19 protein-coding genes are annotated in these 21921 nt (G+C 72.9%); 10 read left to right on the top strand and 9 right to left on the bottom strand.

The window, feature by feature from the left end; all coding sequences use genetic code 11:
* Window positions 1-4: 4 nt before the first annotated feature.
* From MOV08_RS36250 to MOV08_RS36260, 3 genes are all read right to left on the bottom strand, one after another.
* Window positions 5-601, bottom strand: a complete 597-nt coding sequence (locus MOV08_RS36250) for an AAA family ATPase (RefSeq protein WP_275310431.1) — start codon at window positions 599-601, stop codon at window positions 5-7.
* 183 nt (window positions 602-784) lie between these two features.
* Window positions 785-1984 (bottom strand): NAD(P)/FAD-dependent oxidoreductase, encoded by a 1200-nt coding sequence (locus MOV08_RS36255; RefSeq protein WP_275310432.1) that lies wholly within the window; start codon window positions 1982-1984, stop codon window positions 785-787.
* On the bottom strand, window positions 1981-2301 hold the full coding sequence (locus tag MOV08_RS36260) for a bifunctional 3-phenylpropionate/cinnamic acid dioxygenase ferredoxin subunit (protein ID WP_039638513.1): 321 nt from the start codon (window positions 2299-2301) through the stop codon (window positions 1981-1983). The genes MOV08_RS36255 and MOV08_RS36260 overlap by 4 nt, the downstream gene beginning before the upstream one ends.
* Before the next feature lie 282 nt (window positions 2302-2583).
* Here MOV08_RS36260 and MOV08_RS36265 point away from each other — a divergent pair, with 282 nt between their 5' ends.
* The 7 genes from MOV08_RS36265 to MOV08_RS36295 all read left to right on the top strand — a co-directional run bounded on the left by MOV08_RS36265 (window position 2584) and on the right by MOV08_RS36295 (window position 11785).
* A complete protein-coding gene (locus MOV08_RS36265) occupies window positions 2584-3327 on the top strand; it encodes an IclR family transcriptional regulator (protein WP_039638514.1) in 744 nt (247 codons plus the stop codon).
* A gap of 265 nt (window positions 3328-3592) precedes the next feature.
* Entirely contained in the window at window positions 3593-4678 is a 1086-nt protein-coding gene (locus MOV08_RS36270; protein WP_039638515.1) for an S-(hydroxymethyl)mycothiol dehydrogenase, read from the top strand.
* Window positions 4675-7188: a GcvT family protein gene (locus MOV08_RS36275; RefSeq protein ID WP_275310433.1), complete on the top strand. Its 2514-nt coding sequence runs from the start codon at window positions 4675-4677 to the stop codon at window positions 7186-7188. The genes MOV08_RS36270 and MOV08_RS36275 overlap by 4 nt, the downstream gene beginning before the upstream one ends.
* A gap of 30 nt (window positions 7189-7218) precedes the next feature.
* The gene (gene solA / locus MOV08_RS36280) at window positions 7219-8406 is read left to right on the top strand and encodes an N-methyl-L-tryptophan oxidase (protein WP_275310434.1); all 1188 of its coding nucleotides are present in this window, start codon (window positions 7219-7221) and stop codon (window positions 8404-8406) included.
* 11 nt (window positions 8407-8417) lie between these two features.
* Entirely contained in the window at window positions 8418-9575 is a 1158-nt protein-coding gene (locus MOV08_RS36285) for an aromatic ring-hydroxylating oxygenase subunit alpha (protein WP_275310435.1), read from the top strand.
* Between the two features lie 96 nt (window positions 9576-9671).
* On the top strand, window positions 9672-11243 hold the full coding sequence (locus MOV08_RS36290) for an APC family permease (protein ID WP_275310436.1): 1572 nt from the start codon (window positions 9672-9674) through the stop codon (window positions 11241-11243).
* A gap of 155 nt (window positions 11244-11398) precedes the next feature.
* Window positions 11399-11785, top strand: coding sequence for an ArsR/SmtB family transcription factor (locus MOV08_RS36295; protein WP_039638519.1), 387 nt, complete (start codon window positions 11399-11401; stop codon window positions 11783-11785).
* A 57-nt stretch (window positions 11786-11842) separates the two neighbouring features.
* Here the strand turns inward: MOV08_RS36295 and MOV08_RS36300 are convergent, their stop codons facing one another.
* The 4 genes from MOV08_RS36300 to MOV08_RS36315 all read right to left on the bottom strand — a co-directional run bounded on the left by MOV08_RS36300 (window position 11843) and on the right by MOV08_RS36315 (window position 16124).
* Window positions 11843-12637: a carbon-nitrogen hydrolase family protein gene (locus MOV08_RS36300; protein ID WP_275310437.1), complete on the bottom strand. Its 795-nt coding sequence runs from the start codon at window positions 12635-12637 to the stop codon at window positions 11843-11845.
* Between the two features lie 186 nt (window positions 12638-12823).
* The gene (gene aspA / locus MOV08_RS36305; protein ID WP_275310438.1) at window positions 12824-14233 is read right to left on the bottom strand and encodes an aspartate ammonia-lyase; all 1410 of its coding nucleotides are present in this window, start codon (window positions 14231-14233) and stop codon (window positions 12824-12826) included.
* A gap of 56 nt (window positions 14234-14289) precedes the next feature.
* The gene (locus MOV08_RS36310; protein ID WP_275312006.1) at window positions 14290-15351 is read right to left on the bottom strand and encodes an asparaginase; all 1062 of its coding nucleotides are present in this window, start codon (window positions 15349-15351) and stop codon (window positions 14290-14292) included.
* Window positions 15352-15362: 11 nt separating this feature from the next.
* Window positions 15363-16124, bottom strand: a complete 762-nt coding sequence (locus MOV08_RS36315) for a FadR/GntR family transcriptional regulator (protein ID WP_275310439.1) — start codon at window positions 16122-16124, stop codon at window positions 15363-15365.
* Between the two features lie 246 nt (window positions 16125-16370).
* Between MOV08_RS36315 and MOV08_RS36320 the strand changes: the two genes are divergently transcribed.
* On the top strand, window positions 16371-17816 hold the full coding sequence (locus MOV08_RS36320) for a glyceraldehyde-3-phosphate dehydrogenase (RefSeq protein ID WP_275310440.1): 1446 nt from the start codon (window positions 16371-16373) through the stop codon (window positions 17814-17816).
* Between the two features lie 105 nt (window positions 17817-17921).
* Here MOV08_RS36320 and MOV08_RS36325 read toward each other — a convergent pair whose 3' ends face one another.
* Window positions 17922-18872: an SDR family NAD(P)-dependent oxidoreductase gene (locus MOV08_RS36325; protein ID WP_275310441.1), complete on the bottom strand. Its 951-nt coding sequence runs from the start codon at window positions 18870-18872 to the stop codon at window positions 17922-17924.
* Between the two features lie 52 nt (window positions 18873-18924).
* Here MOV08_RS36325 and MOV08_RS36330 point away from each other — a divergent pair, with 52 nt between their 5' ends.
* Complete coding sequence (locus tag MOV08_RS36330) at window positions 18925-19371, top strand: MerR family transcriptional regulator (protein WP_039638525.1); 447 nt, start codon at window positions 18925-18927, stop codon at window positions 19369-19371.
* Between the two features lie 256 nt (window positions 19372-19627).
* Complete coding sequence (locus MOV08_RS36335) at window positions 19628-21172, top strand: adenosine deaminase family protein (protein WP_275310442.1); 1545 nt, start codon at window positions 19628-19630, stop codon at window positions 21170-21172.
* Window positions 21173-21269: 97 nt separating this feature from the next.
* On the opposite strand, the gene MOV08_RS36340 is transcribed toward MOV08_RS36335, so the two are convergent.
* Window positions 21270-21896, bottom strand: coding sequence for a GNAT family N-acetyltransferase (locus MOV08_RS36340; RefSeq protein WP_275310443.1), 627 nt, complete (start codon window positions 21894-21896; stop codon window positions 21270-21272).
* Window positions 21897-21921: the final 25 nt, after the last annotated feature.

Raw genomic sequence — 21921 nt, forward strand, 5'->3', positions numbered from 1 at the left:
GCCGTCAGGCCACCGCGCCCTCGGTCCACGCCCGGCCGAGGACGGCGTCCACCGTCTCCTCGACGGTCTGCCGGGTGGTGTCCAGCCACAGCCCGAGGTCGCGGGGCGTCTCCGCGCGCAGCAGCACGTCCAGGTCCCGCACGCTCCAGTCCGGCCCGTACGCGGTCTTGGGCCGACCCGCCTCGCGGGCCGCGACCGCCTCCGGGTCGGGCAGCAGGGCGACGACGGCGAGCGGACGGGTCACGATGTCGGCGACCAGCTGCGCGAGATGCTCGCCGAGGAGGATGTCCTGGACGACGACGGTGAAGCCGGCCCGGGCGTACTCGTCCGCGCAGGAGGCCGTCAGCCGGTGGCGCAACCGCAGTTGGGCGAGGGCCTCCTCCCCCACGTCGGGGGTCATGCCGACCTGGCCGCGGACGATGTTGCGCCGGAAGCCGTCGCCGCGCAGATGCACCGCCCGGGGCAGCCGCTCGGCGAGGGCCTGCGCCACGGTGGACTTGCCGGCGGCCTGGATGCCGGTGATCACCACAACTCCGGGCGCCAGCCAGGGGCCTTGCGGGGTGATCCGGGTGGGGGCGGTGGGGGAGTCGCTCGCGGTCATGGTGCCGATTATGTCCGCCGCCGCCCCGCCGTTCCGCCGAATTATCCGCGGGGACAGGGAGACCACGACCGGGCCGCCGAGCAGCAGCCTCCGCGCCGCCCGCCGGCAGTACGTACGCGCTTCCGCCGAGCCGGTGTCGGGTGGTGGTTTCGTACGGACGGTGGGAGGGGGCTGTTCGGGCCGTCAGCCCGTGGGGGCGGGTTGGGTGGCCCGGGCGAGTTCGCGGCGCAGGCGCGCGAAGGGGCGGGGGCGGTTGAGGGCGAGCAGGGCGGTGGTGCGGCCGTCGCGTTCGTAGCGGGCGAGGAAGCTGCGGTCGTCCGGGGAGCCCTCGACGATGCGGGGCACGTCGCCGGGCCGGCGGTGGCCGGCGAACTGGATGCGGACGCCGTACTGGTCGGACCAGAAGTAGGGGAGTGCGCGGTGGGTGCGGGCGGTGCGGCCGGCGAGGAGGTTGTGGACGGCGGTGGCGGCCTGTTCGGTGGCGCTGGTCCAGTGTTCGGCGCGGGCGCCGGCCACGTGGGCGACGTCGCCGGCGGCCACGATGGCGGGGATCGGGGTGACGCAGCCGGCGTCGCAGCGGACGCCGTCGCCGAGCGGCAGGCCGGAGCCTTCGAGCCAGTCGGTGGCGGGGCGCACGCCGATGCCGGTGACGACGACGTCGGCGGAGAGCAGCCGGCCGTCGGCGAGCTCGACCGCCGTGACCCGGCCGTCGGCGCCCGCCCGCAGCCCCCGGACGCCGGTGCCGGTGAGCAGCGCGACGCCGTGGTCGCCGTGCAGCCGGGCGCACAACTCGGCCATGGATTCCCCGAGTTGGGGGACGAGGGGCAGGGGCGCGGCCTCGGCGACGGCGACCTGGTGGCCGAGGGCGGCGCAGGACGCGGCGACCTCGGCGCCGATGAAGCCGCCGCCGATCACCACGACCCGGGTCGGGCCGCCGCGGGCCAGGTCGGCGCGCAGGGCCCGGGCGTCGTCGAGGGTGCGCAGGGTGTGCGAGCCGTCCGGTGCGGGCCCGGGCAGGCGGCGCGGTGCGGCGCCGGTGGCGAGCACGATGCCGTCGGTGGTGAGGGTGCGTCCGGTGTCGAGGCGGACGGCACGGTGGCGGGTGTCGAGGGCGGTGGCGCGGGTGCCCAGGAGCCACTCCGCGTCGAGTCCGGCGAGCTCTTCGGCGTCGGTGAGGGCGAGCGGCCCTTCGGTGGCCGGGTCCGCGTCGCCTTCCGCGGTGGCCGGCGCGGTGAGGAACTCCTTGGACAGCGGCGGGCGGTCGTACGGGCGGTGCGGCTCCGCCCCGACGATCGTCAGGCGGCCGTCGTAGCCCTGGGCGCGCAGCGCCCGTGCGGCGTACAGCCCGGCCAGCGAGGCTCCGATGACGGTGACCGACTTCATGCGGCGGTGTCCTCCTCGGCCGTGCGGTGGACGTAGACCATGCCGTCCTCGACCGTCACGGGGTGGGTGCGGACGGGGCGGCGGGCGGGCAGGCAGGTCGGTGCGCCGGTGCGGAGATCGAATGAAGCGGCGTGCAGCGGGCATTCGACCAGACACCCCTCCAGCCAGCCGTCCGCGAGTGAGGCGTCCTGGTGGGTGCAGGTGTCGTCGATGGCGTACAGCTCTCCGTCGGCGTTGAAGACGGCGATCGGAGGCGTGGTGTCGAGGCGAACGGACTCGCCGGCGGGCAGGTCAGCGAGGTGGCAGACGGGAATCACTGGGCCCCCCTATTACTGTTCGGTACTATCGAGTTTCGCAATCCGCACGACAGAGCGTTATGCGCAACAGAATCCAGTCGAGGGCCGGGCGCGTCAAGCGGTCCCCGGGAATGTCGGCCCGATCGGGCCGCTGGATGGTGGCAGCGAGCTGGGTGGTGACACGGACCTATGACGAAAACGGCTAAGTCGGAGGCGCGGGCGGAGAATCAGCCGGCGGGCAGGCCGGACGGGAAGCCGCGCAGGGCGGTGGCGGGAAAGCCACCCAGAGGCGCGGCGAGCGCGGTGCAGTCGGTGGACCGGGCGGTGACCGTGCTGGAGATCCTGGCCAGACTCGGCGAGGCCGGGGTGACCGAGATCGCCGACGAGCTGGGCGTGCACAAGTCGACCGCGTTCCGGCTGCTGGGCGTGCTGGAGAACCGCGGACTGGTCGCCCAGGAGCAGGAGCGCGGCAAGTACTACCTCGGCGCGGGGGTGTTGCGGCTGGCCGGGGCCGCGGCCGTGCGGCTGGACATCTCCCAGGAGGGCGCGGTGGTCTGCCGTACGCTCGCCGACGAGCTGGGCGAGACGGTCAACATCGCGGTCATGGAGAGCGACGCCGCGGTCAACATCATGCAGGCCCGTGGCCCGGCGTCGGTCACCGCCCAGAACTGGCTCGGCCGCCGGACGCCGCTGCACGCCACGTCCAGCGGCAAGGCGCTGCTCGCGTACCAGCCGACGCCGGTCCAGGAGGCCGTGCTGGCACGGAAGTTGCCGCGGCTGACCGAGCGGACCGTGACCTCCCCGGTCGAGCTGCGCGATCAGCTCGCCGAGGTCGTCGAGCGGGGCTTCGCGGTCGCGGTCGAGGAACTGGAGCTGGGGCTGCGCGCGGTCGCGGCGCCGGTGCGGGCGCACGACGGCTCGGTCATCGGCGCGATCAGCGTCTCGGTGCCCGCCTACCGGTTGGACGCGGAGCGGCTGCCGGAGGTGGTCAAGCGCACCGTCGCCGCCGGTGTGGAGCTCTCCCGGCGGATGGGGTACGCCTGTTGACCGGTTCCGGGCGGTGCGGGCGCGGCGCCCGTTGACCGCCCGTTGACGGCCTGTCGGCGGCCGTCCGGAGCGGGGCCGGGTCGCGCGACCCGGCCCCGCTTTCGCGTGCGCGGGGCGTGCGCGGCCGGCGCGCTGCGCGTCCGCATGCGTAACCGGTCGTTGACAAACGGCTAGCACGTACCTCTTGACGCTGCCGATACGCCGTTCCCACTATGTCTCTCATCGCGCAACCAGTCGTGCAGTGCGCAACACTGAGGGGTTAGGCATGCCACACCAAGTCCATGCCGTCGTCGCGGCGAAGAAGGGCGCACCCGTCGGTCCGCAGATGATTGTGGTGCCCGATCCCGGCCCGGGAGAAGTGCTCGTCGATGTCCAGGCGTGCGGGGTCTGCCACACCGACCTGCACTACCGCGAGGGCGCCGTCGACGACGCGTTCCCTTTCCTGCTCGGCCACGAGGCGGCCGGGATCGTCGAGACCGTGGGCGAGGGCGTCACCGACCTCGCGCCCGGCGACTTCGTGGTGCTCGCCTGGCGGGCCCCGTGCGGACAGTGCCGCTCCTGCCGGCGCGGCCGACCCTGGTACTGCTTCGACTCCCGCAACGCCGCCCGGCCGATGACCCTCCTGGACGGCACCCCGCTCAGCCCTGCCCTCGGCATCGGCGCGTTCGCCGAGAAGACCCTGGTCGCCGCCGGACAGGCGATCAAGGTGGACCCGTCGGCGCGCCCCGAGGCGGCCGGCCTGATCGGCTGCGGGGTGATGGCCGGCTACGGCGCCGCCGTCCACACCGGGGCGGTCGGCAGCGGCGACACGGTCGCCGTCATCGGCTGCGGCGGCGTCGGCAGCGCCGCCGTGGCGGGCGCCTCGATCGCCGGGGCCCGCCGGGTCATCGCCGTCGACATCGACGAGCACAAACTGGACGGCGCGACCCGCTTCGGCGCCACCCACACCGTCAACTCCCGCCGCACCGACCCGGTCGAGGCGGTCCGGGAACTGACGGACGGGCACGGCGCGGACGTGGTCATCGACGCCGTCGGCCGCCCCGAGACCTACCGCCAGGGCTTCTACATGCGGGACCTCGCCGGCACCCTGGTCCAGGTCGGGGTGCCCGAACCCGACATGACGATCGAACTGCCGCTGATCGACCTCTTCTCGCGCGGCGGCGCGCTGAAGTCCTCCTGGTACGGCGACTGCCTGCCCAGCCGCGACTTCCCCGTCCTGATCGACCGCTACCTCAGCGGCCGGCTCGACCTCGGCGGATTCGTCACCGAGACCATCGGCCTGGACGGCGTGGAGGCCGCCTTCGACAAGATGCGGGACGGCCGGGTGCTGCGCTCGGTGGTGGTCCTGTGACCGGCCCGCTGCGCGACCCCGTGGACGCCCCCGTCGTCATCATCGGAGCCGGCATCGTCGGCTGCTCGCTCGCCGACGAACTCACCGCCCGCGGCTGGCGCCGGGTCACCGTCCTGGACCAGGGCCCGCTGCCCGCCCCCGGCGGCTCCACCTCGCACGCCCCCGGCCTGGTCTTCCAGACCGGACCCTCCAAGACCATGACCGAGTTCGCCGCCTACACCGTCCGGAAGCTCGGCTCCCTCGACGTGGACGGACGGCCCTGCTTCATCCCCGTCGGCGGCCTGGAGGTCGCCACCACCGAGGCCCGGTGGGCCGACCTCCACCGCAAGGCCGGCCTCGCCGCCTCCTGGGGCGTCCGCGGCGAACTGCTCGACCCCCAGCAGTGCAAGAAGCTCTGGCCGATGCTCGACGCGAGCATGCTCCACGGCGGCTTCCACACCCCCGACGACGGACTGGCCCGCGCCCTGCCCGCCTGCCGCGCCCAGATGGCCCGCGCCGAACGCCGCGGCGCCCGCTTCCTGGCCCGGCACACCGTCACCGGCATCGAGCGGGCGGCCGGCCGCGTCACCGGCGTCGTCACCGACCGGGGCGTCTTCCCCGCCGAGCACGTCGTCTCCGCCGCCGGCTTCTGGGGGCCGGTGATCGGCGCCCTGGCCGGGGTGGACGTACCGCTGCTGCCGCTGGCCCACCAGTACGCCACCACCGCGCCGCTGCCCGAACTCGCCGGCACCGACGCCCCGCACGGGGGTCCCCGCCGCTCGCAGGAAGCCGAGGGCTCGGGGGAGGAGGCCGTTCGGCCGATCCTCCGCTTCCAGGACCGCGACCTCTACTTCCGCGAGCACCTCGGTGCGACCGGGGGCCGACTCGGCATCGGCTCCTACGCCCACCGCCCCATGCCCGTCGACCCGTTCACCGTGCCGGCCTACGACGACGCCCCCGTGATGCCGTCCTCGCTGCCGTTCACCGAGGAGGACTTCGCGCCCAGCTGGCGGGACAGCGTCGAGCTGCTGCCCGCCCTCGGTCGGTCGCGGATCGCCGACGGCTTCAACGGCGTCTTCTCCTTCACCCCCGACGGGATGCCGGTCCTCGGCGAATCCCGCACCCTGCGCGGCTTCTGGCTCGCCGAGGCGGTCTGGGTCACCCATTCCGCCGGCGTCGCCCGGGCCGTCGCCCAATGGATGACCGACGGACACCCCGCCACCGACATCCACGAATGCGACCTCACCCGCTTCGAGGACGCCCAGCGCTCGCCCGCCTATATAGAGGAGCGCGGCGCCCAGAGCTTCATCGAGGTCTACGACGTCGTCCACCCCCTCCAACCCGTCGAGCGCCCCCGCCCCTTGCGCACCAGCCCCTTCTATCCGCGCCAACAGGAGCTCGGCGCGTACTTCCTGGAGGCCGGCGGCTGGGAGCGCCCGCACTGGTACGAGGCCAACGCCCCGCTCGCCGAAGGGATCCGGCTCCCCGAACGGGACGCCTGGTCGGCCCGCTACTGGTCGCCGATCGCCGCCGCCGAGGCCGCCGTCACCCGCGAGCGGGTCGCCCTCTACGACATGACCCCGCTGCGCCGCCTGGAGGTCACGGGGCCCGGGGCGCTGGACTTCCTCCAGCGCATGACGACCAATCAACTCGACAAGAAGCCCGGCGCGGTGACCTACACCCTGCTGCTCGACGAGGCCGGCGGCATCCGTTCCGACCTCACCGTGGCCCGGCTCGCCGCCGACCGCTTCCAGGTCGGCGCCAACAGCGGCGCCGACCTCGACTGGCTCCTGCGGCACGCGCCCCACGACGTGCATGTACGGGACATCACCTCAGGGACCTGCTGCATCGGCGTCTGGGGCCCGCTCGCCCGGGACCTCGTCCAGCCGCTGACCCGGGACGACTTCTCGGCCGCGGCCTTCGGCTACTTCAGGGCCAGGCGGACCCATCTCGGCCATGTCCCGGTCACCGCCCTGCGCCTGAGCTACGTCGGCGAGCTCGGCTGGGAGCTCTACACCACCGCCGACCTGGGACTCCGCCTCTGGGACACGCTCTGGGAGGCCGGCCGGGAGCTCGGTGTGATCGCCGCCGGCCGCAGCGCCTTCAACAGCCTCCGCCTGGAGAAGGGCTACCGCTCCTGGGGCCACGACATGACCACCGAGCACAATCCGTACGAGGCCGGACTCGCCTTCGCCGTCCGCCCCGCCAAGGGCGCGTTCCTCGGTCGGGCCGCCCTGGCGGGCCTCGACGAGGAGACCGTCGCCCGCAAGCTCACCTGTCTGACCCTCGACGATCCGGCCGCCAACGTCCTCGGCAAGGAACCCGTCCTCCTCGACGGCGCCCCGGTCGGCTATGTCACCTCCTCCGCCTACGGCTACACCGTCGGCCGCGGCATCGCCTACGCCTGGCTGCCGGCCGCCGCCGCGGTCCCCGGTACCGCCGTCCACATCGAGTACTTCGGGGAGAAGGTCGCCGCGACCGTCGCCCGGGAGCCGCTCTTCGACCCGCAGATGACCCGCATCCGCCGCTAGGTCGTGTCCGCACGACGAAGGAGCGTCCGCATGGCCCCCACCTACGACGTCATCGTCCTCGGCCTCGGCGGGATGGGCAGCGCCGCCGCCCACCACCTCGCCGCCCGCGGCGCCCGGGTCCTGGGCCTGGAGAAGTTCGGCCCGGTGCACAACAGGGGCTCCAGCCACGGCGGTTCCCGGATCACCCGCCAGTCCTACTTCGAGGACCCCGCCTACGTCCCGCTGCTGCTGCGCGCCTACGAGCTGTACGAGAAGTTGGAGCGCGACACCGGTCGGCGGATCGCCACCCTCTGCGGCGGCGTGATGGTCGGCCGCCCGGACAGTCGCACCGTGCGCGGCAGCCTGACCTCCGCCCGACAGTGGGACCTCCCGCACGAGATGCTCGACGCGAAGGAGATCCGCCGCCGCTTCCCGACCCTCACCCCCGCGCCCGACGAGGTCGCCCTGCACGAGGCGCGCGCCGGCCTCGTCCGCCCCGAGAACACCGTCGCCGCCCATGTCCAGCTCGCCACCCAGGACGGCGCCGAGCTGCACTTCGAGGAGCCGGTCACCCGCTGGGAGGAGCTGCCCGGCGGCGCCGGAGTCCGCGTCCACACCCACGAGAACGCCTACACCGCCGGCCAGTTGGTGATCTGCCCCGGTGCCTGGGCGCCCCGGCTCCTCGCCGACCTCGGCGTCCCGGTCACCATCGAGCGGCACCTCATGTACTGGTTCGCCCCCCAGGGCGGCACCGCCCCCTTCGTCCCCGCGCGCCACCCCATCTACATCTGGGAGGACGCCCACGGCGTCCAGATCTACGGCTTCCCGGCCATCGACGGCCCCGACGGCGGTGCCAAGGTCGCCTTCTTCCGCAACGGCACCGTCTGCACCCCCGAGACCATCGACCGCACCGTCCACGACCACGAGGTGCGCGCCATGGCCGATCAGCTCGGTCCGCGCATCCCCGCCCTGCCCGGCCGCTTCCTGAAGGCCGCCACCTGCATGTACTCCACCACCCCCGACGAGCACTTCGTGATCAGCCGCCATCCGGCCCACCCGGAGACCGTCACCGTCGCCTGCGGCTTCTCCGGCCACGGCTTCAAGTTCGTCCCCGTCGTCGGCGAGATCGTCGCCGACCTCGCGCTCACCGGCGCCACCGCGCACCCCATCGACCTGTTCGCCCCGTCCCGCCGCTTCGCCGGGGAGAGCCCCGGCCGGCCCGCCGCCCCGGTCGCCTGAGGAGAGCAGCCATGACGACCACGTCCGCCGACGCGCAACCGACCGTCCCCGAGCCCGCCGCCAGCCTGATCGCGACTCTCCCCGGCCGTTCCTACACCGACCCCGAGGGCTTCCGGCAGGAACAGGAGCTGATCTTCGAACGGCTGTGGTTCTGCGCCGTCCGCAGCGCCGACCTCGCCCGGCCCGGCGCCTTCCGCACCGTCCGGGTCGGCCGGGAGAGCGTGCTGATCACCCGCAACCGCGCCGGGGCGCTCCGCGCCTTCCTCAACGTCTGCCGGCACCGCGGCGCCCAGCTGTGCACCGAGGAGTCCGGCGAGGTCCGCCGCAACCTCCAGTGCCCGTACCACGCCTGGACCTACGACTTCGACGGCCGGCTGGTGGCCGCCCCCAACCTCCGGACCATGCCGGACGTCGACCGCACCGAGCGCGGCCTGGTGCCCGTCCCGCTGCGGGAGTGGCTCGGCTACGCCTGGGTCTGCCTGGCCGACGACCCGCCGTCCTTCGAGGACACCGTGCGGGGCGCGGCCACCGAGCGGCTGGGCGACGTCGCCGCCATCGACCGCTACCGCACCGAGACCCTGGCGCTGGGCCGGCGCATCAGCTACGACGTGCGGGCCAACTGGAAGCTGATCGTCGAGAACTTCATGGAGTGCTACCACTGCGCCACCATCCACCCCGAACTCACCGAGGTGCTACCGGAGTTCGCGGACGGCCTCGCGGCCCAGTACTACGTCGGGCACGGCGCGGAGTTCGCCGAGCAGGTGCAGGGCTTCACGGTGGACGGCAGCGCCGGGTTCGGCCGGCTGCCCGGCATCGACGACGCCCAGGACCGCCGGTACTACGCGGTGACGGTCCGCCCGCAGGTCTTCATCAACCTCGTCCCCGACCACGTCATCCTGCACCGGATGTTCCCGCTCGCCGCCGACCGCACGCTGGTCGAGTGCGACTGGCTGTACCTCCCCGAGGTGATCGACTCCGGGGCCGACGTCGCCAAGTCCGTCGAGCTCTTCCACCGGGTCAACGTCCAGGACTTCGACGCCTGCGAGCGCACCCAGCCGGGTATGGACTCCCGTGCCTACCGCGACGGCGGCGTCCTGGTGCCCAGCGAGCACCACATCGGGGGGTTCCACGCCTGGGTCGCCGCGCAACTGGCCGCCGGGCGCGGCTGATTCGCTCATGGAGGTGGCCGCCGGGACCCGCCCGGGCAGGCGTGGCCGCAACACCGCGCCCACGGCGCGGAACCGGTTCGACCGAGGAGGACGGCCTTGACCGCATCCGACGACGCACCACCGGAGGACGACACCGGCTTGGCCGAGTTCGGCTACCGCCCCGAACTCCAGCGCACCCTGGGCAACTTCCACACCTTCGCCGCCGGCATCAGCTACATCTCCATCCTCACCGGCACCTTCCAGCTCTTCTACTTCGGCTACGGCCACGGCGGTCCGGCCTACTGGTGGTCCTGGCCGATGGTCTTCGTCGGCCAGCTGATGGTCGCCCTCTGCTTCGCCGAGCTGGCCGCCCGCCATCCGGTCGCCGGTTCCGTCTACAACTGGGCCAAGAAGCTCGGCAATCCGCACATCGGCTGGCTGGCCGGCTGGATGATGCTGGTCGCCTCCATCGTCTCGCTGGCCGCGGTCGCCCTCGCCTACCAGCTGACCCTGCCGCAGATCTCCACCGCCTTCCAGTTCGTCGGCGACGGCACCGGCACCGGCACCTACGACACCGCCACCAACGCGGTGCTGCTGGCCGCCGCGCTCATCCTCTTCACCACCCTGGTCAACGCCTTCGGGGTGAAGCTGATGGCCCGGATCAACACCGCCGGCGTCTTCGTCGAACTGGTCGCCACCGTGGTCCTCGTCGTGCTGTTCGCGGTGCACATCGTCCGTGGCCCCGAGGTGCTCCTCCAGACCCACCACACCGGAGCCGGCCAGCACCTCGGTTATGTCGGTGCCTTCCTCACCGCCTCGCTCGCCTCCGCCTACGTCATGTACGGCTTCGACACCGCCGCCTCGCTCGGCGAGGAGTCGTTGGACCCCTCGCGCAACGCCCCGCGCGCCATCCTGCGTGCACTGATCGCCTCGTTCGTGCTGGGCGGGCTGGTCCTGCTGCTCGCCCTGATGAGCGTGAGCAGTCTCGACGGCAAGGGGCTGACCACCGACGGGCTCCAGTACGTCGTCCTGGACGTGCTCGGCGAGACCGGCGGCAGGGCGATGCTGTGGTGCGTACTGATCGCCGTCACGGTCTGTGCGCTGGCCGTGCACACCGCGGCCATCCGGCTCGCCTTCGCGATGGCCCGGGACACCAACCTCCCCTTCGCCGCCCGGCTCGCCCGGGTCAGCCCGCGCTTTCGGACCCCGGTACTGCCCGCGGTGATCATCGGGGTGCTCGCGCTGGCCGTCCTGCTCCTCAACATCCGCCAGCCGCAGATCTTCTCGGTCGTCACCAGCATCGGCATCATCATGATCTACGCGGCGTATCTGCTGGTCACCGCGCCCATGCTGGTGGCCAGGCTGCGCGGCAGATGGCGGCCGGCCGGCGGTGGGCGGTTCGGCCTGGGCCGCTGGGGACTGCCGGTCAACCTCGCCGCCGTCCTCTGGGGCGCCGCCATGATCGTCAACCTGGCCTGGCCGCGCGCGGCCGTCTACAACGCCGCCCCACCGCACCACTGGTATCTGCGCTGGGGCGCGGTGCTCTTCGTCGGCCTGGTCGCGGTCGGCGGCTTCGCCTACTACTGGTGCGTCCAGCGTCACCGCACCGGCGTCCTCGCCGACCACGCGGCCCGTCCCGCACCGTCCGACGGCACCGATGCCCCGGCCGCCGTCCCGACGCACGACTGATCCGCCCGGTCCCGGATCCGCCCGTCCCGGCCGGGCGTCCGTGCGCCCACGGGGCCGTTCACGGGCCGGTCGGGGCGGGCAGCGGCGCCATCACACGGGAATATATGTACAGTTATTCATCTATTCCGCGCCGCCGGATCCTTAGGATGGCCTTTATGGGCCACGGAATTGATGCCAACAGCAGCGCCACCACCCGCGAACGCCTGGACGCGGTAGGGGCCGCGGACGTCGCCGCCACGCTCCAGGCCCTGTCCACCCCCTCCCGGCTGCGCATCCTCGCCCGCCTCCAGGAAGGCCCCTGCGCGGTCGGCGACCTCGCCGCCGCGGTCGGCATGGAACAGTCCGCCTGTTCCCACCAGCTCCGCCTGCTGCGCAACCTCGGCCTGGTCACCGGCGAACGCAACGGCCGCTCGATCGTCTACGCCCTCTACGACCACCACGTCGCGGAACTCCTCGACCAGGCCCTCTACCACGTCGAGCACCTCCGCCTCGGACTGCGCGACACCCCGTCGACCACCGCCGAACCCCTGGGGCGCCTCTGACGGATGCACGACGCGGGCCCCGGCCGGAACCCTCCGACCGGGGCCCGCGCACGCCGCCTACAGCCGCCGGTTGTCCAGCACCGCCACGGCCCGCCGCACCCGCTCGGCCTCCGCCGGGTCCACCTCGTCCACCAGCAGCCCGGGCGCACCGCCCAGCCGCGCCCGCACGGCGCCGTCAGGGCCGATCAGCGCGCTGTGCCCCACCCCGGTCGGCGCCTTGGTGGGCGCCTCCGGATCGGCGTCCTGGTCCGGCGCGGCCTGGTCCACCGCCGCCAGCCACACCGTCGCGTCCAACGCCCGGGCCCGCACCAGCAGGTCCCACTGCTCCCGCTTGCCCGGCCCCGCGCCCCACGACGCGGGCAGCACGGACACCGTCGCGCCGGCGTCCGCATGGGCCCGGAACAACTCAGGGAACCGCAGGTCGTAGCAGGTCGCCAGGCCCACCCGGACGCCGTCCACGTCGATCGTCACCACCCGCTCGCCCGCCGCGACGGTGTCCGACTCGCGGAAACCGAAGGCGTCATAGAGGTGGATCTTGTCGTAGGACTCCTCGACGCCGGGCCCGGTGGCCAGCAGCGTGTTGGCCACCCGGCCGTCCGGTGCCGGGGTGAACATCCCGGCCACCACCGTCACCCCGGTCTCCTTGGCCACCGCCCGCACCCCCTCCGCCCACGGCCCGTCCAGCGGCTCGGCCACCGCGCCGAGCGGCGCCCCGAAACGCACCATCGCCGCCTCGGGCAGCACCGCCAGCCGCGCGCCCTCGGCGGCGGCCCGGCGCACCAGGTCCGCGACCAGCGCGAGGTTCTCCTTCGGCTCGGTCGACGAGGTCATCTGGCACAGCGCGATCCGCATCGGAGCTCTCTCCTGTCGTAGCCGGTCCCGCGGCCCGTGCGGGCCGCCCTGCCCTGGACGGTACGCGGTGCCGCCCCGTGCCACATCTCCCTCTCCGGAATGGCCGGGGCCCGGCCCGCGGCGGACGCGGACCGGGCCCCGGCGGAGCGAACGGGGCGGCGCACGACAGCCTGCGCCGCGGCCGGATCAGGTCGGGCCGCCGCCCGCGCCGGCGATCTCCTCGGGGCGCAGCAGCGCGGCGAGCCGGTCCGCGGGCAACAGCCCCCGCTCCAGCACGAGTTCCGCCACCCCGCGCCCGCTGGCGAGGGCCTCCTTGGCGATCGCGGTCGCCGCGGTGTACCCGATGTGCGGGTTGAGGGCGGTGACCAGGCCGATGGAGTTCTGCACGCTCTCCCGCAGCCTCTCGGTGTTGGCGGTGATGCCGAGGACGCAGCGCTCGGCGAGGGTGCGGCAGGCCGCGCCCAGGTGGGTGATGCTCTCCGAGAGCGCGTGCAGGATGATCGGTTCGAAGGCGTTCAGCTGGAGCTGCCCGGCCTCCGCGGCCATGGTGATGGTGACGTCGTTGCCGATCACCTCGAAGGCGACCTGGTTGACGACCTCCGGGATCACCGGGTTGACCTTCCCCGGCATGATGCTCGAACCGGCCTGCACCGGCGGCAGGTTGATCTCCGCGAGCCCGGCGCGCGGGCCGGAGGACAGCAGCCGCAGATCGTTGCAGCTCTTGGAGAGCTTCACCGCGATCCGCTTGAGGACGCCGGACAGGTGGACGAAGGCACCGCAGTCCTGGGTGGCCTCCACGAGGTTGGCGGCGGTCACCAGCGGCAGCCCGGTGATCTCCGCCAGATGCCGGCGGGCCGCCTCGGCATGGCCCTTGGGCGCGTTGAGCCCGGTCCCGATGGCGGTGGCACCGAGGTTGATCTCGTGGACGAGGGCCACCGCCTCGGCCAGCCGGCTCTGGTCCTCCTCCAGCATCACCGCGTACGCCGAGAACTCCTGGCCCAGCGTCATCGGCACCGCGTCCTGGAGCTGGGTGCGCCCCATCTTGAGGACGTCCCGGAACTCCTCGGCCTTGGCGGCGAACGCCTCGCGCAGCACGGTCATCGCGGCCAGCAGCTCCCGCACCGCACTGACGGTGGCGATCTTGACGGCCGTCGGATAGACGTCGTTGGTGGACTGGCCGAGGTTGACGTGCTCGTTGGGGTGCAGGTGGGCGTAGTCGCCCTTGCTGTGGCCCAGCAGCTCCAGCGCTCGGTTGGCGATCACCTCGTTGGCGTTCATGTTGGTCGACGTGCCGGCGCCGCCCTGGATGACGTCGACGATGAACTGGTCGTGCAGATGGCCGTCCCGGATCTCCCGGCAGGCGGCGGCGATGGCCTCGGCCTGCTCCGGGGCGAGCAGCCCGAGGTCGGCGTTGGCGCGGGCGGCGGCCTCCTTGACGGCGGCCAGTGCGTCGATCAGGTGCGGATAGCCGGAGATCGACATGCCGGTGATGGGGAAGTTCTCCGCGGCGCGCAGGGTGTGCACGCCCCAGTAGGCGTCGGCGGGTATCTCACGGTCGCCGAGCAGGTCGTGTTCGCGGCGGTGGCCGGACGTCATGACGGGTGGTTCCTTCGTGCGAGGGGGTGAGTCGGGGGGAGGGGGGAGCGGGTGGGTCACCCGGCGGGCTGCCGGGGGCGGTTGCGGTCGGGGCGGTCGGCCGGCGCGTCGACCGCCCGCAGGTGGCCGACCTCCGCGCCGCCGCCCAGCACCGGGGCGGTGGCGAAGGGCGCGAGCACGTCGGGGTCGATGCCGCAGCGGGCCAGCGCCGCGGCCGTCACCGGCATCCGGGCGCGGTCCGCGCCGTCGGCGATCTTCACGCCGACCGCCCGGCCGTCCGGCAACGCCGCGATCTGTACGCCCTCGAAGCCGTCCTTGGCCAGCAGCCCGGGCAGCGCGCCGACCAGCCGGGCGACATCGCGCCCACGGCCGGAGACCAGCTCCGGGTGGGTGCGCATGGCGCCCGCGACCCGGCCCTCGTCGGTGTCCGGGGCGGCCGTCGCCAGCCGGGCCGCGGCCCGGGTCAGCCCGAGCAACGAGACCGCGAACAGCGGTGCGCCGCAGCCGTCGACGGTGACGTGGGCGATGCCCTGGCCGGTGAGCTCCGCAACGGTGGCGGCCAGCTCCCGCTGGAGCGGATGCCCGGCGTCGAGATAGCCGTCCAGCGGCCAGCCCCGGGCGCGCGCGGTCAGCAGCATGGCGGCGTGCTTGCCGGAGCAGTTCTGGGCGAGCCGGCCGGGGCCCAGTCCGCGGCCCAGCCAGGCATGCCGCTCAGCGGTCCCGTAGGGGAGGTCGGGGACGTTGCCCAGGTCGTCCTCGGTCAGTCCGCCGTGCCGCAGGATGCGCCGGACGGTCGCCAGATGGCGCTCGTCACCGGAGTGGCTGGCCGCGACCAGCGCCAGCGCCGCCTCGTCCAGCGGCGGCAGCCCGGCCCGCAGCAGGCCGACCGCCTGGAGCGGCTTGAGCGCCGAGCGGGGGTAGAACGCGGCCTCGGCGTCGCCCCGTTGGTACGCCACGGTCCCGTCCGCCGCCAGCACCACCACCGAACCGTGGTGGACGCCCTCGACGATGCCGCCGCGGACGAGCTGGGCGACGGGCACATGGCGCGGCGTGCGGACGGGTGGGGCAGCGCCCGCGGCCCCGTCCCGTACGGCCGCTGCCGGAACCGCTGCTCGTATCGGTGACGCGCTCACCGGCGCTCCCCCTCCTCACTGCCGTCGGCGTCGGTGGCCGGGCGGTGCGCCGGCCGCACGATGGTGGACAGCGTCGACTCGACCCGTGCGAGGTGGTGCTTCATCGCCTCGACGGCGTCGTGCTCGGACCGGTCCACGAGGGCCTCCACGATCGCCCGGTGCTCCCGGTTGGCCTGCTCGCGCCGTCCGCCGACGTCGTTCAGGAACGCCGACTGGCGGGCCAGGGCGTCCCGGATCTCCTCGATCACCCGTCGGAAGACCGGGTTCCGGGCGGCCTGGGCGACCGCCAGGTGGAACAGCGTGTCCATGGCGACCCAGGCGGTGGTGTCGGTCTCCCGCTCCATCCGCTCCAGCAGGTGCGTCAGGTGGTCGAGGTCCTCCGGTGTCCGCCGCACCGCGGCGTACCCGGCGACCGGGACCTCGACGTGCCGGCGGACCTCCAGCAGGTCGCTGGCCGCGTAGTCGCCGAAGGTCGGGTCCGGCACCGCGCCGTTCGAGACGACGAAGGTGCCCTTGCCTGTACGGGAGACCGTGAGCCCCATCGTCTGGAGCGCGCGCAGCGCCTCGCGGAGCACCGGCCGGCTGACTTCGAGGCGGCGGCACAGCTCGGCCTCGGAGGGGAGCTTGTCCCCGACGGCGTATTCGCCCCGTTCGATGGCGTCGCGCAGATGACTCAGGACGGCCTCCATCGCGCTCACGCGGCGCGGTACGGGGGCGGTGGGCAGGACATCAGCTGTCTGGCTGTCTGACAGGTTCACCCCTGGATCGTCGGTCGGGGGCGGGGGAGCTGTCAAGGGAGCGGCGGTCAGGGGTTCGCCCCGGGCGGGCGGAGCGTTCCGGTCGCCTGTCCACCGACTCCTTGATCATTCCTCAACTCCCCTTCCTCGTGGGCGAGTTGGAGTGATCGTCGCGCCTCCAGGGCCCCCGGAGGACACCCCCTGAAGGGGTGAATCGGCGTGGGGTTAGCATATGAGCACCGCCTAGCTCGATCGAGAGATAAGCCTGTGACTGTCAACGACGACTCGTTCACCAACTGGAAGAACCGCGAGGAGATCGCGGAGTCGATGATCCCGATCATCGGGAAGCTGCACCGGGAGCGTGACGTCACCGTCCTGCTCCACAGCCGCTCCTTGGTGAACAAGTCGGTGGTCAGCATCCTCAAGACCCACCGGTTCGCCCGACAGATCGCCGGCGAGGAGCTCTCGGTCACCGAGACGCTGCCGTTCCTCCAGGCGCTCGCCACCCTCGACCTCGGGCCGTCGCAGATCGACATCGGCATGCTCGCCGCGACGTACCGGACCGACGACCGCGGTCTGTCGGTGGCGGACTTCACCGCCGAGGCCGTCGCCGGTGCCACGGGCGCCAACAAGATCGAGTGCCGTCAGGGGCGTGACGTCGTCCTCTACGGCTTCGGCCGCATCGGCCGCCTCGTCGCCCGCCTCCTCATAGAGAAGACCGGCTCCGGCAACGGCCTGCGGCTGCGTGCGATCGTCGTGCGCCAGGGCGGCGAGCAGGACATCGTCAAGCGCGCCTCGCTGCTGCGGCGCGACTCCATCCACGGCCAGTTCCAGGGCACGATCACCGTCGACGAGGCGAACAGCACGATCATCGCCAACGGCAACCCGATCAAGGTGATCTACGCCAACGACCCGTCGGAGATCGACTACACGGAGTACGGCGTCAAGGACGCCATCCTGATCGACAACACCGGCAAGTGGCGCGACCGCGAGGGCCTCTCGAAGCACCTCCGCCCCGGCATCGACAAGGTGGTCCTGACCGCCCCGGGCAAGGGCGACGTCCCCAACATCGTGCACGGCGTCAACCACGACATGATCAAGCCGGACGAGCAGATCCTGTCCTGCGCCTCCTGCACCACCAACGCGATCGTCCCGCCGCTGAAGGCGATGGAGGACGAGTACGGCGTGCTGCGCGGCCACGTGGAGACCGTCCACTCGTTCACCAACGACCAGAACCTGCTGGACAACTACCACAAGTCCGACCGCCGTGGTCGTTCCGCGCCGCTCAACATGGTGATCACCGAGACCGGTGCCGCCTCCGCCGTGGCCAAGGCGCTGCCCGACCTCAAGGCGAAGATCACCGGCAGCTCGATCCGCGTCCCGGTGCCGGACGTCTCGATCGCCATCCTCAACCTCCAGCTGGCCCGCGAGACCAGTCGCGAGGAGGTCCTCGACTACCTGCGTGAGGTGTCGCTTACCTCGCCGCTCAAGCGCCAGATCGACTTCACCAGCGCCCCCGACGCGGTCTCCAACGACTTCATCGGCTCGCGCCACGCCTCGATCGTCGACGCAGGCGCCACCAAGGTCGAGGGCGACAACGCCATCCTCTACCTCTGGTACGACAACGAGTTCGGCTACTCCTGCCAGGTCATCCGCGTCGTCCAGTACGTCTCCGGGGTGGAGTACCCGACCTACCCGGCCCCGTCGGCCTGACCGCCTGAGCGCCTGATCTCCTGGCCCCGAAGCGGCCTGCCCGGACCCTGTTCCGGGCAGGCCGCTTCGCGTCAACTCGGCTACTGGCGCGGACGGTTGGGGCCGTCAGAACGCGTGTGTGCCGGTGAGCTCCGCCGAGAGGTCCCACAGTCGGGCGGCGGCGCCGGGGTCCCGGGCCCAGGGCTTGACCCCGCCGATGAGCATGTCCTCGGTGGCGGCCGGTTCCGCGAGGTCGCAGTCCTGGCAGTAGGCGCCGCCGCGCCCGTCGAGGAGGGGCGAGGTCGCGGCCCAGACGGCGGTCGCGGCGCCCTGCTCCGGCGTCTTGAAGCCCTCCGCCGGCCGGCCGTCGGCCGCCACCCAGCCCAGCGCCGCCCAGTCCTCGCGCGGGACGTGGCGCTGCAGCGGGGTGAGGATGCTGCCGGGGTGGACGGCGAAGGCGTGCAGGCCGCTCGCGGCGCCGAGCCGGTCGAGGTGCACGGCGAACAGCGCGTTGGCGGTCTTGGACTGGGCGTAGGCCAGCCAACGGTCGTAACCGGTCCGGAAGTGGATGTCGTCCCACCGGATGTCGGAGAGGAAGTGGCCGGACGAGGCCACCGCCACCACTCGGGCGCCGGGGGCGAGGCCCGGGCGGAGACGGTTGACGAGCGCGTGGTGACCGAGGTGGTTGACCGCGAAGTGCGCTTCCCAACCGAGCCCGACACGGGTCTCCGGGTAGGCCATGATGCCCGCGTTGGCGAGGACGACGTCCAGGGTGCGCCCGGCGTCGAGGAGTCGCTCGGCGAAGATCCGGACGCTCTCCAGGTCGGCCAGGTCGAGCGGGAGCACTTCCGCGCCGGGCACGTCCCGGACGGCCTCCCGGGCGGTGGCCGTCCGCCGCGCCGGGACGATGACGCGGGCGCCGGCGCCGGCCAGGGCGCGCGTCGCCGCCAGGCCGAGTCCCGAATATCCGCCGGTGACCAGCGCGGTGGTGCCGGTCAGGTCGATCCCGACGAGGACGTCGTCGGCCGTGCTGTGCGCACCGAATCCGGTGCCGATCTTCTGCTGCTCGGTGATCATGCGGACGACGCTAGAAGCTGGAGTGCGCGCTAGGTCAAGCTACGGTGCGGGGATGAGCGAGCGCACCGCCGGACTGTCCATAGGCAAGGTCTCCGAGGCGACCGGCATGAGCGTGCACGCGCTGCGGTTCTTCGAGCGGGAAGGACTGTTCCTGCGGGAGATCCCGCGGTCCGGGGGCGGACAGCGGATCTATGCCCAGGCGGACGTGGACTGGCTGGCGCTCTGCAACCGGCTGCGCGCCTCGGGCATGCCGATCGCCACGATCCGGGAGTTCGCCGCCCTCGTCCGCTCCGGTCCGGGCAACGAGCCCGACCGGCTCGCGCTGCTGCGGGAACACGAGCGGGACGTGCAGGCCAGGATCGCCGAGCTCCAGGCGTGCCTGGCGGTCATCCACACCAAGGTCGTCACCTACGAGGAGCACCTGCGCGACGGCACGGCCGCCGGACTGTGGTCGCCCATGCCGGCGGACGCGCCCCCCGGCGCTTCCCGGCGGGACTGAGCGGCCCGCGCCGGGGAGCGCCCGGCCGGCGGCGGCATCTGCCCGAGAACGCCCGGTTCGGGATATCCAGGACATGGAGCGGGTGAGGCCGGCGAGGTGCCGGACGGGGGCATCGGGGCGATCGTCCGCCTTCGGAGAATGTGCTGAAAACCGTCTCGCCATGATCGTGTCAGGCGGTGACGATGCGACAGTGAATCGTGATCGTCGCGCCACGAACCGTCGCCGGGTTCTCCGGACCGGTCTGGCCACCCTCAGCATGTTGTCGTTGCTCCCCGCGGTGCCCGCCGCCGCGCAGATGCCCAACCCACCAACGCCCGAGTCGAGTTCCGCCCATCCGCTCGGGGCCGCCGAGGCCCGTACCGCCGCGTACCTGGAGTCCGTCCGCCAGGACCCGGGACGGCTGCACGACTTCTTCCGGCAGCTGCCGAAGGGCGGTGACCTGCACAACCACCTCTCCGGCGCGATACCGACCGAGTATCTGATCACGCTCGCCGCCGAGGACGGGCTGTGCATAGAAGAGAAGACGATGACGGCGGTCACGGCGCCGTGCGGACCGGGGAAGCGGCCGGCCGCTGACGCCCGGACCGACCGGGCGTTCCATGACGCGCTGCTGCGTGCCTGGTCCATGGAGGACTTCCCGTCGGGCCAGTCGGGGCACGACCACTTCTTCGACACGTTCGGCAAGTTCGGCGAGGTGACCTGGCGCCACCGCGGCACGTTGCTGGCCAAGGTCGCCGACGGCATCGCCGCGCAGAACCAGTTCTACCTGGAGACGCTGGTCACCCCCGCCTCCGAGGAGACCAAGAAGGCCGCCGACGCGGTCGGCTGGGTCGACGACTTCGCCGCCATGCACCGGTCCCTGGCCGCCGACGGCACGTTGGACCGCCTGGTGGCCACCGCCCGCAAGGAGGCGGACGACGCGGACGCCGAGTTCCGCGCGACCTCGCGCTGTGGCACGTCGCACGCCGCTCCCGGATGCGCTCTGACGGTGCGGTGGAACTCCCAGGTGTCCCGCGGCAGTAGCCCCGAGCGGGTCTTCGCGCAGCTGGAAGTCGGCATGCGGCTGGCCGAGCGGGACTCACGGTTCACCGCGGTCAACCTCGTCCAGCCCGAGGACGGGAAGAACGCCCTGCGCGACTACTCCCTCCAGATGCGGATGCTCGCCTATCTCCACCGGGTCTATCCGCGCGCCCACATCACCCTGCACGCCGGCGAGTTGTGGCCCGGGCTGGTCAAGCCGGAGGACCTGAAGTTCCACATCGGCGAGGCGGTGAACGTCGCCCAGGCCGAACGCATCGGCCACGGCGTCGACCTCGTCCACGAGGACGACTGGCAGCGACTCGCGCGCACCATGGCCGCCCGCCAGGTGGCCGTCGAGGTCCCGTTCAGCAGCAACGCCCAGATCCTCGGGGTGAAGGGTGCCGAACACCCCTTCTCGACCTACCGGGCGTACGGTGTGCCGATCGTGCTCGCCACCGACGATCCCGGTGTCTCCCGCATCGACATCACCCACGAGTACCAGTACGCCGCCACGACGTACGGCCTCGGCTACGGCGAGTTGAAGGACCTGGCCCGCGCCTCCCTGCAGTACTCCTTCCTGCCCGGTCGCAGCCTGTGGCAGGGCAACCCGACGCGGAACGGCTACCACCCGGTCGCGGCCTGTCGCGGTCAGCTCCCCGGCGGCGGAACCCCCGGTCCCGCCTGCCGGCACCTGATCGCGTCCAGCCCCAAGGCGGCCGTCGAGTGGCGGCAGGAGACCGCCTTCGCCTCCTTCGAGCGGCACTTCGCCACGCGCCGCTGAGCGGCGACCCGTCCCGGGCCCGGCGCACCGCGCACAGCGCGGCGCCGGGCTCCGGTCCCTCTTCCCGTCGGGAGAGGGACCTTTCGCGTTGTCGCGGCTATCCGTGCTCGGCCACCGGGCCCGCGTCGGACGCCGTCGCGCCGGAGGGTTCCGCGCGGAAGTCCAGCATGTAGAAGACCTTGTCCCAGCGGCGCTCGCCGATGGCGACGAAGTCGGGGAGGCGCCCGTACTCGCGGAAGCCCAGCGACCGGTACAGCCGCAGGGCGTGCGCGTTGTCGGCGCGGGCGTCCAGGGTGAGGACCTCGACGCCGGCCGCGCGGGCGTCGGCGATCAGGGCGGTGGTCAGCGTCCGGCCGGTGCCGCGGCGGTGGGCGGTGGCGGCCACCGCGAGCTTCTCCAGATCGGCGTGCGGGCGGCTGGTCGGGCGGGTGTGGCGCAGCCAGTAGCCCAGGCCGATCAGGGTGCGCCCGGCGTATGCGGCGCGCAGGGCCCCGTCGCCGGACGTGGCGGCGGCCAGTACCCGTTCGACCAGCTCGGCCACCTCGTCCCGGCCCGGCGGATCGACCCAGCCGAGCGCCGCGCCGGCGCCGACCAGGTCGGCGAGTATCCGGTGCGTCGACCCGGCGAACTCCGCGGCCAGTTCGGGGTCGGCCAGCACGCCGTGGGCGTCCAGGACGACGGGCCCGGGGCCGCCGTCGGGCTCGTTGATCATGGAGTGTCGCATGGGCGCAGCCTAGATCGTGTCCGAT

Source organism: Streptomyces yunnanensis, from assembly GCF_029011865.1.
Classification (GTDB): Bacteria; Actinomycetota; Actinomycetes; order Streptomycetales; family Streptomycetaceae; genus Streptomyces; species Streptomyces yunnanensis.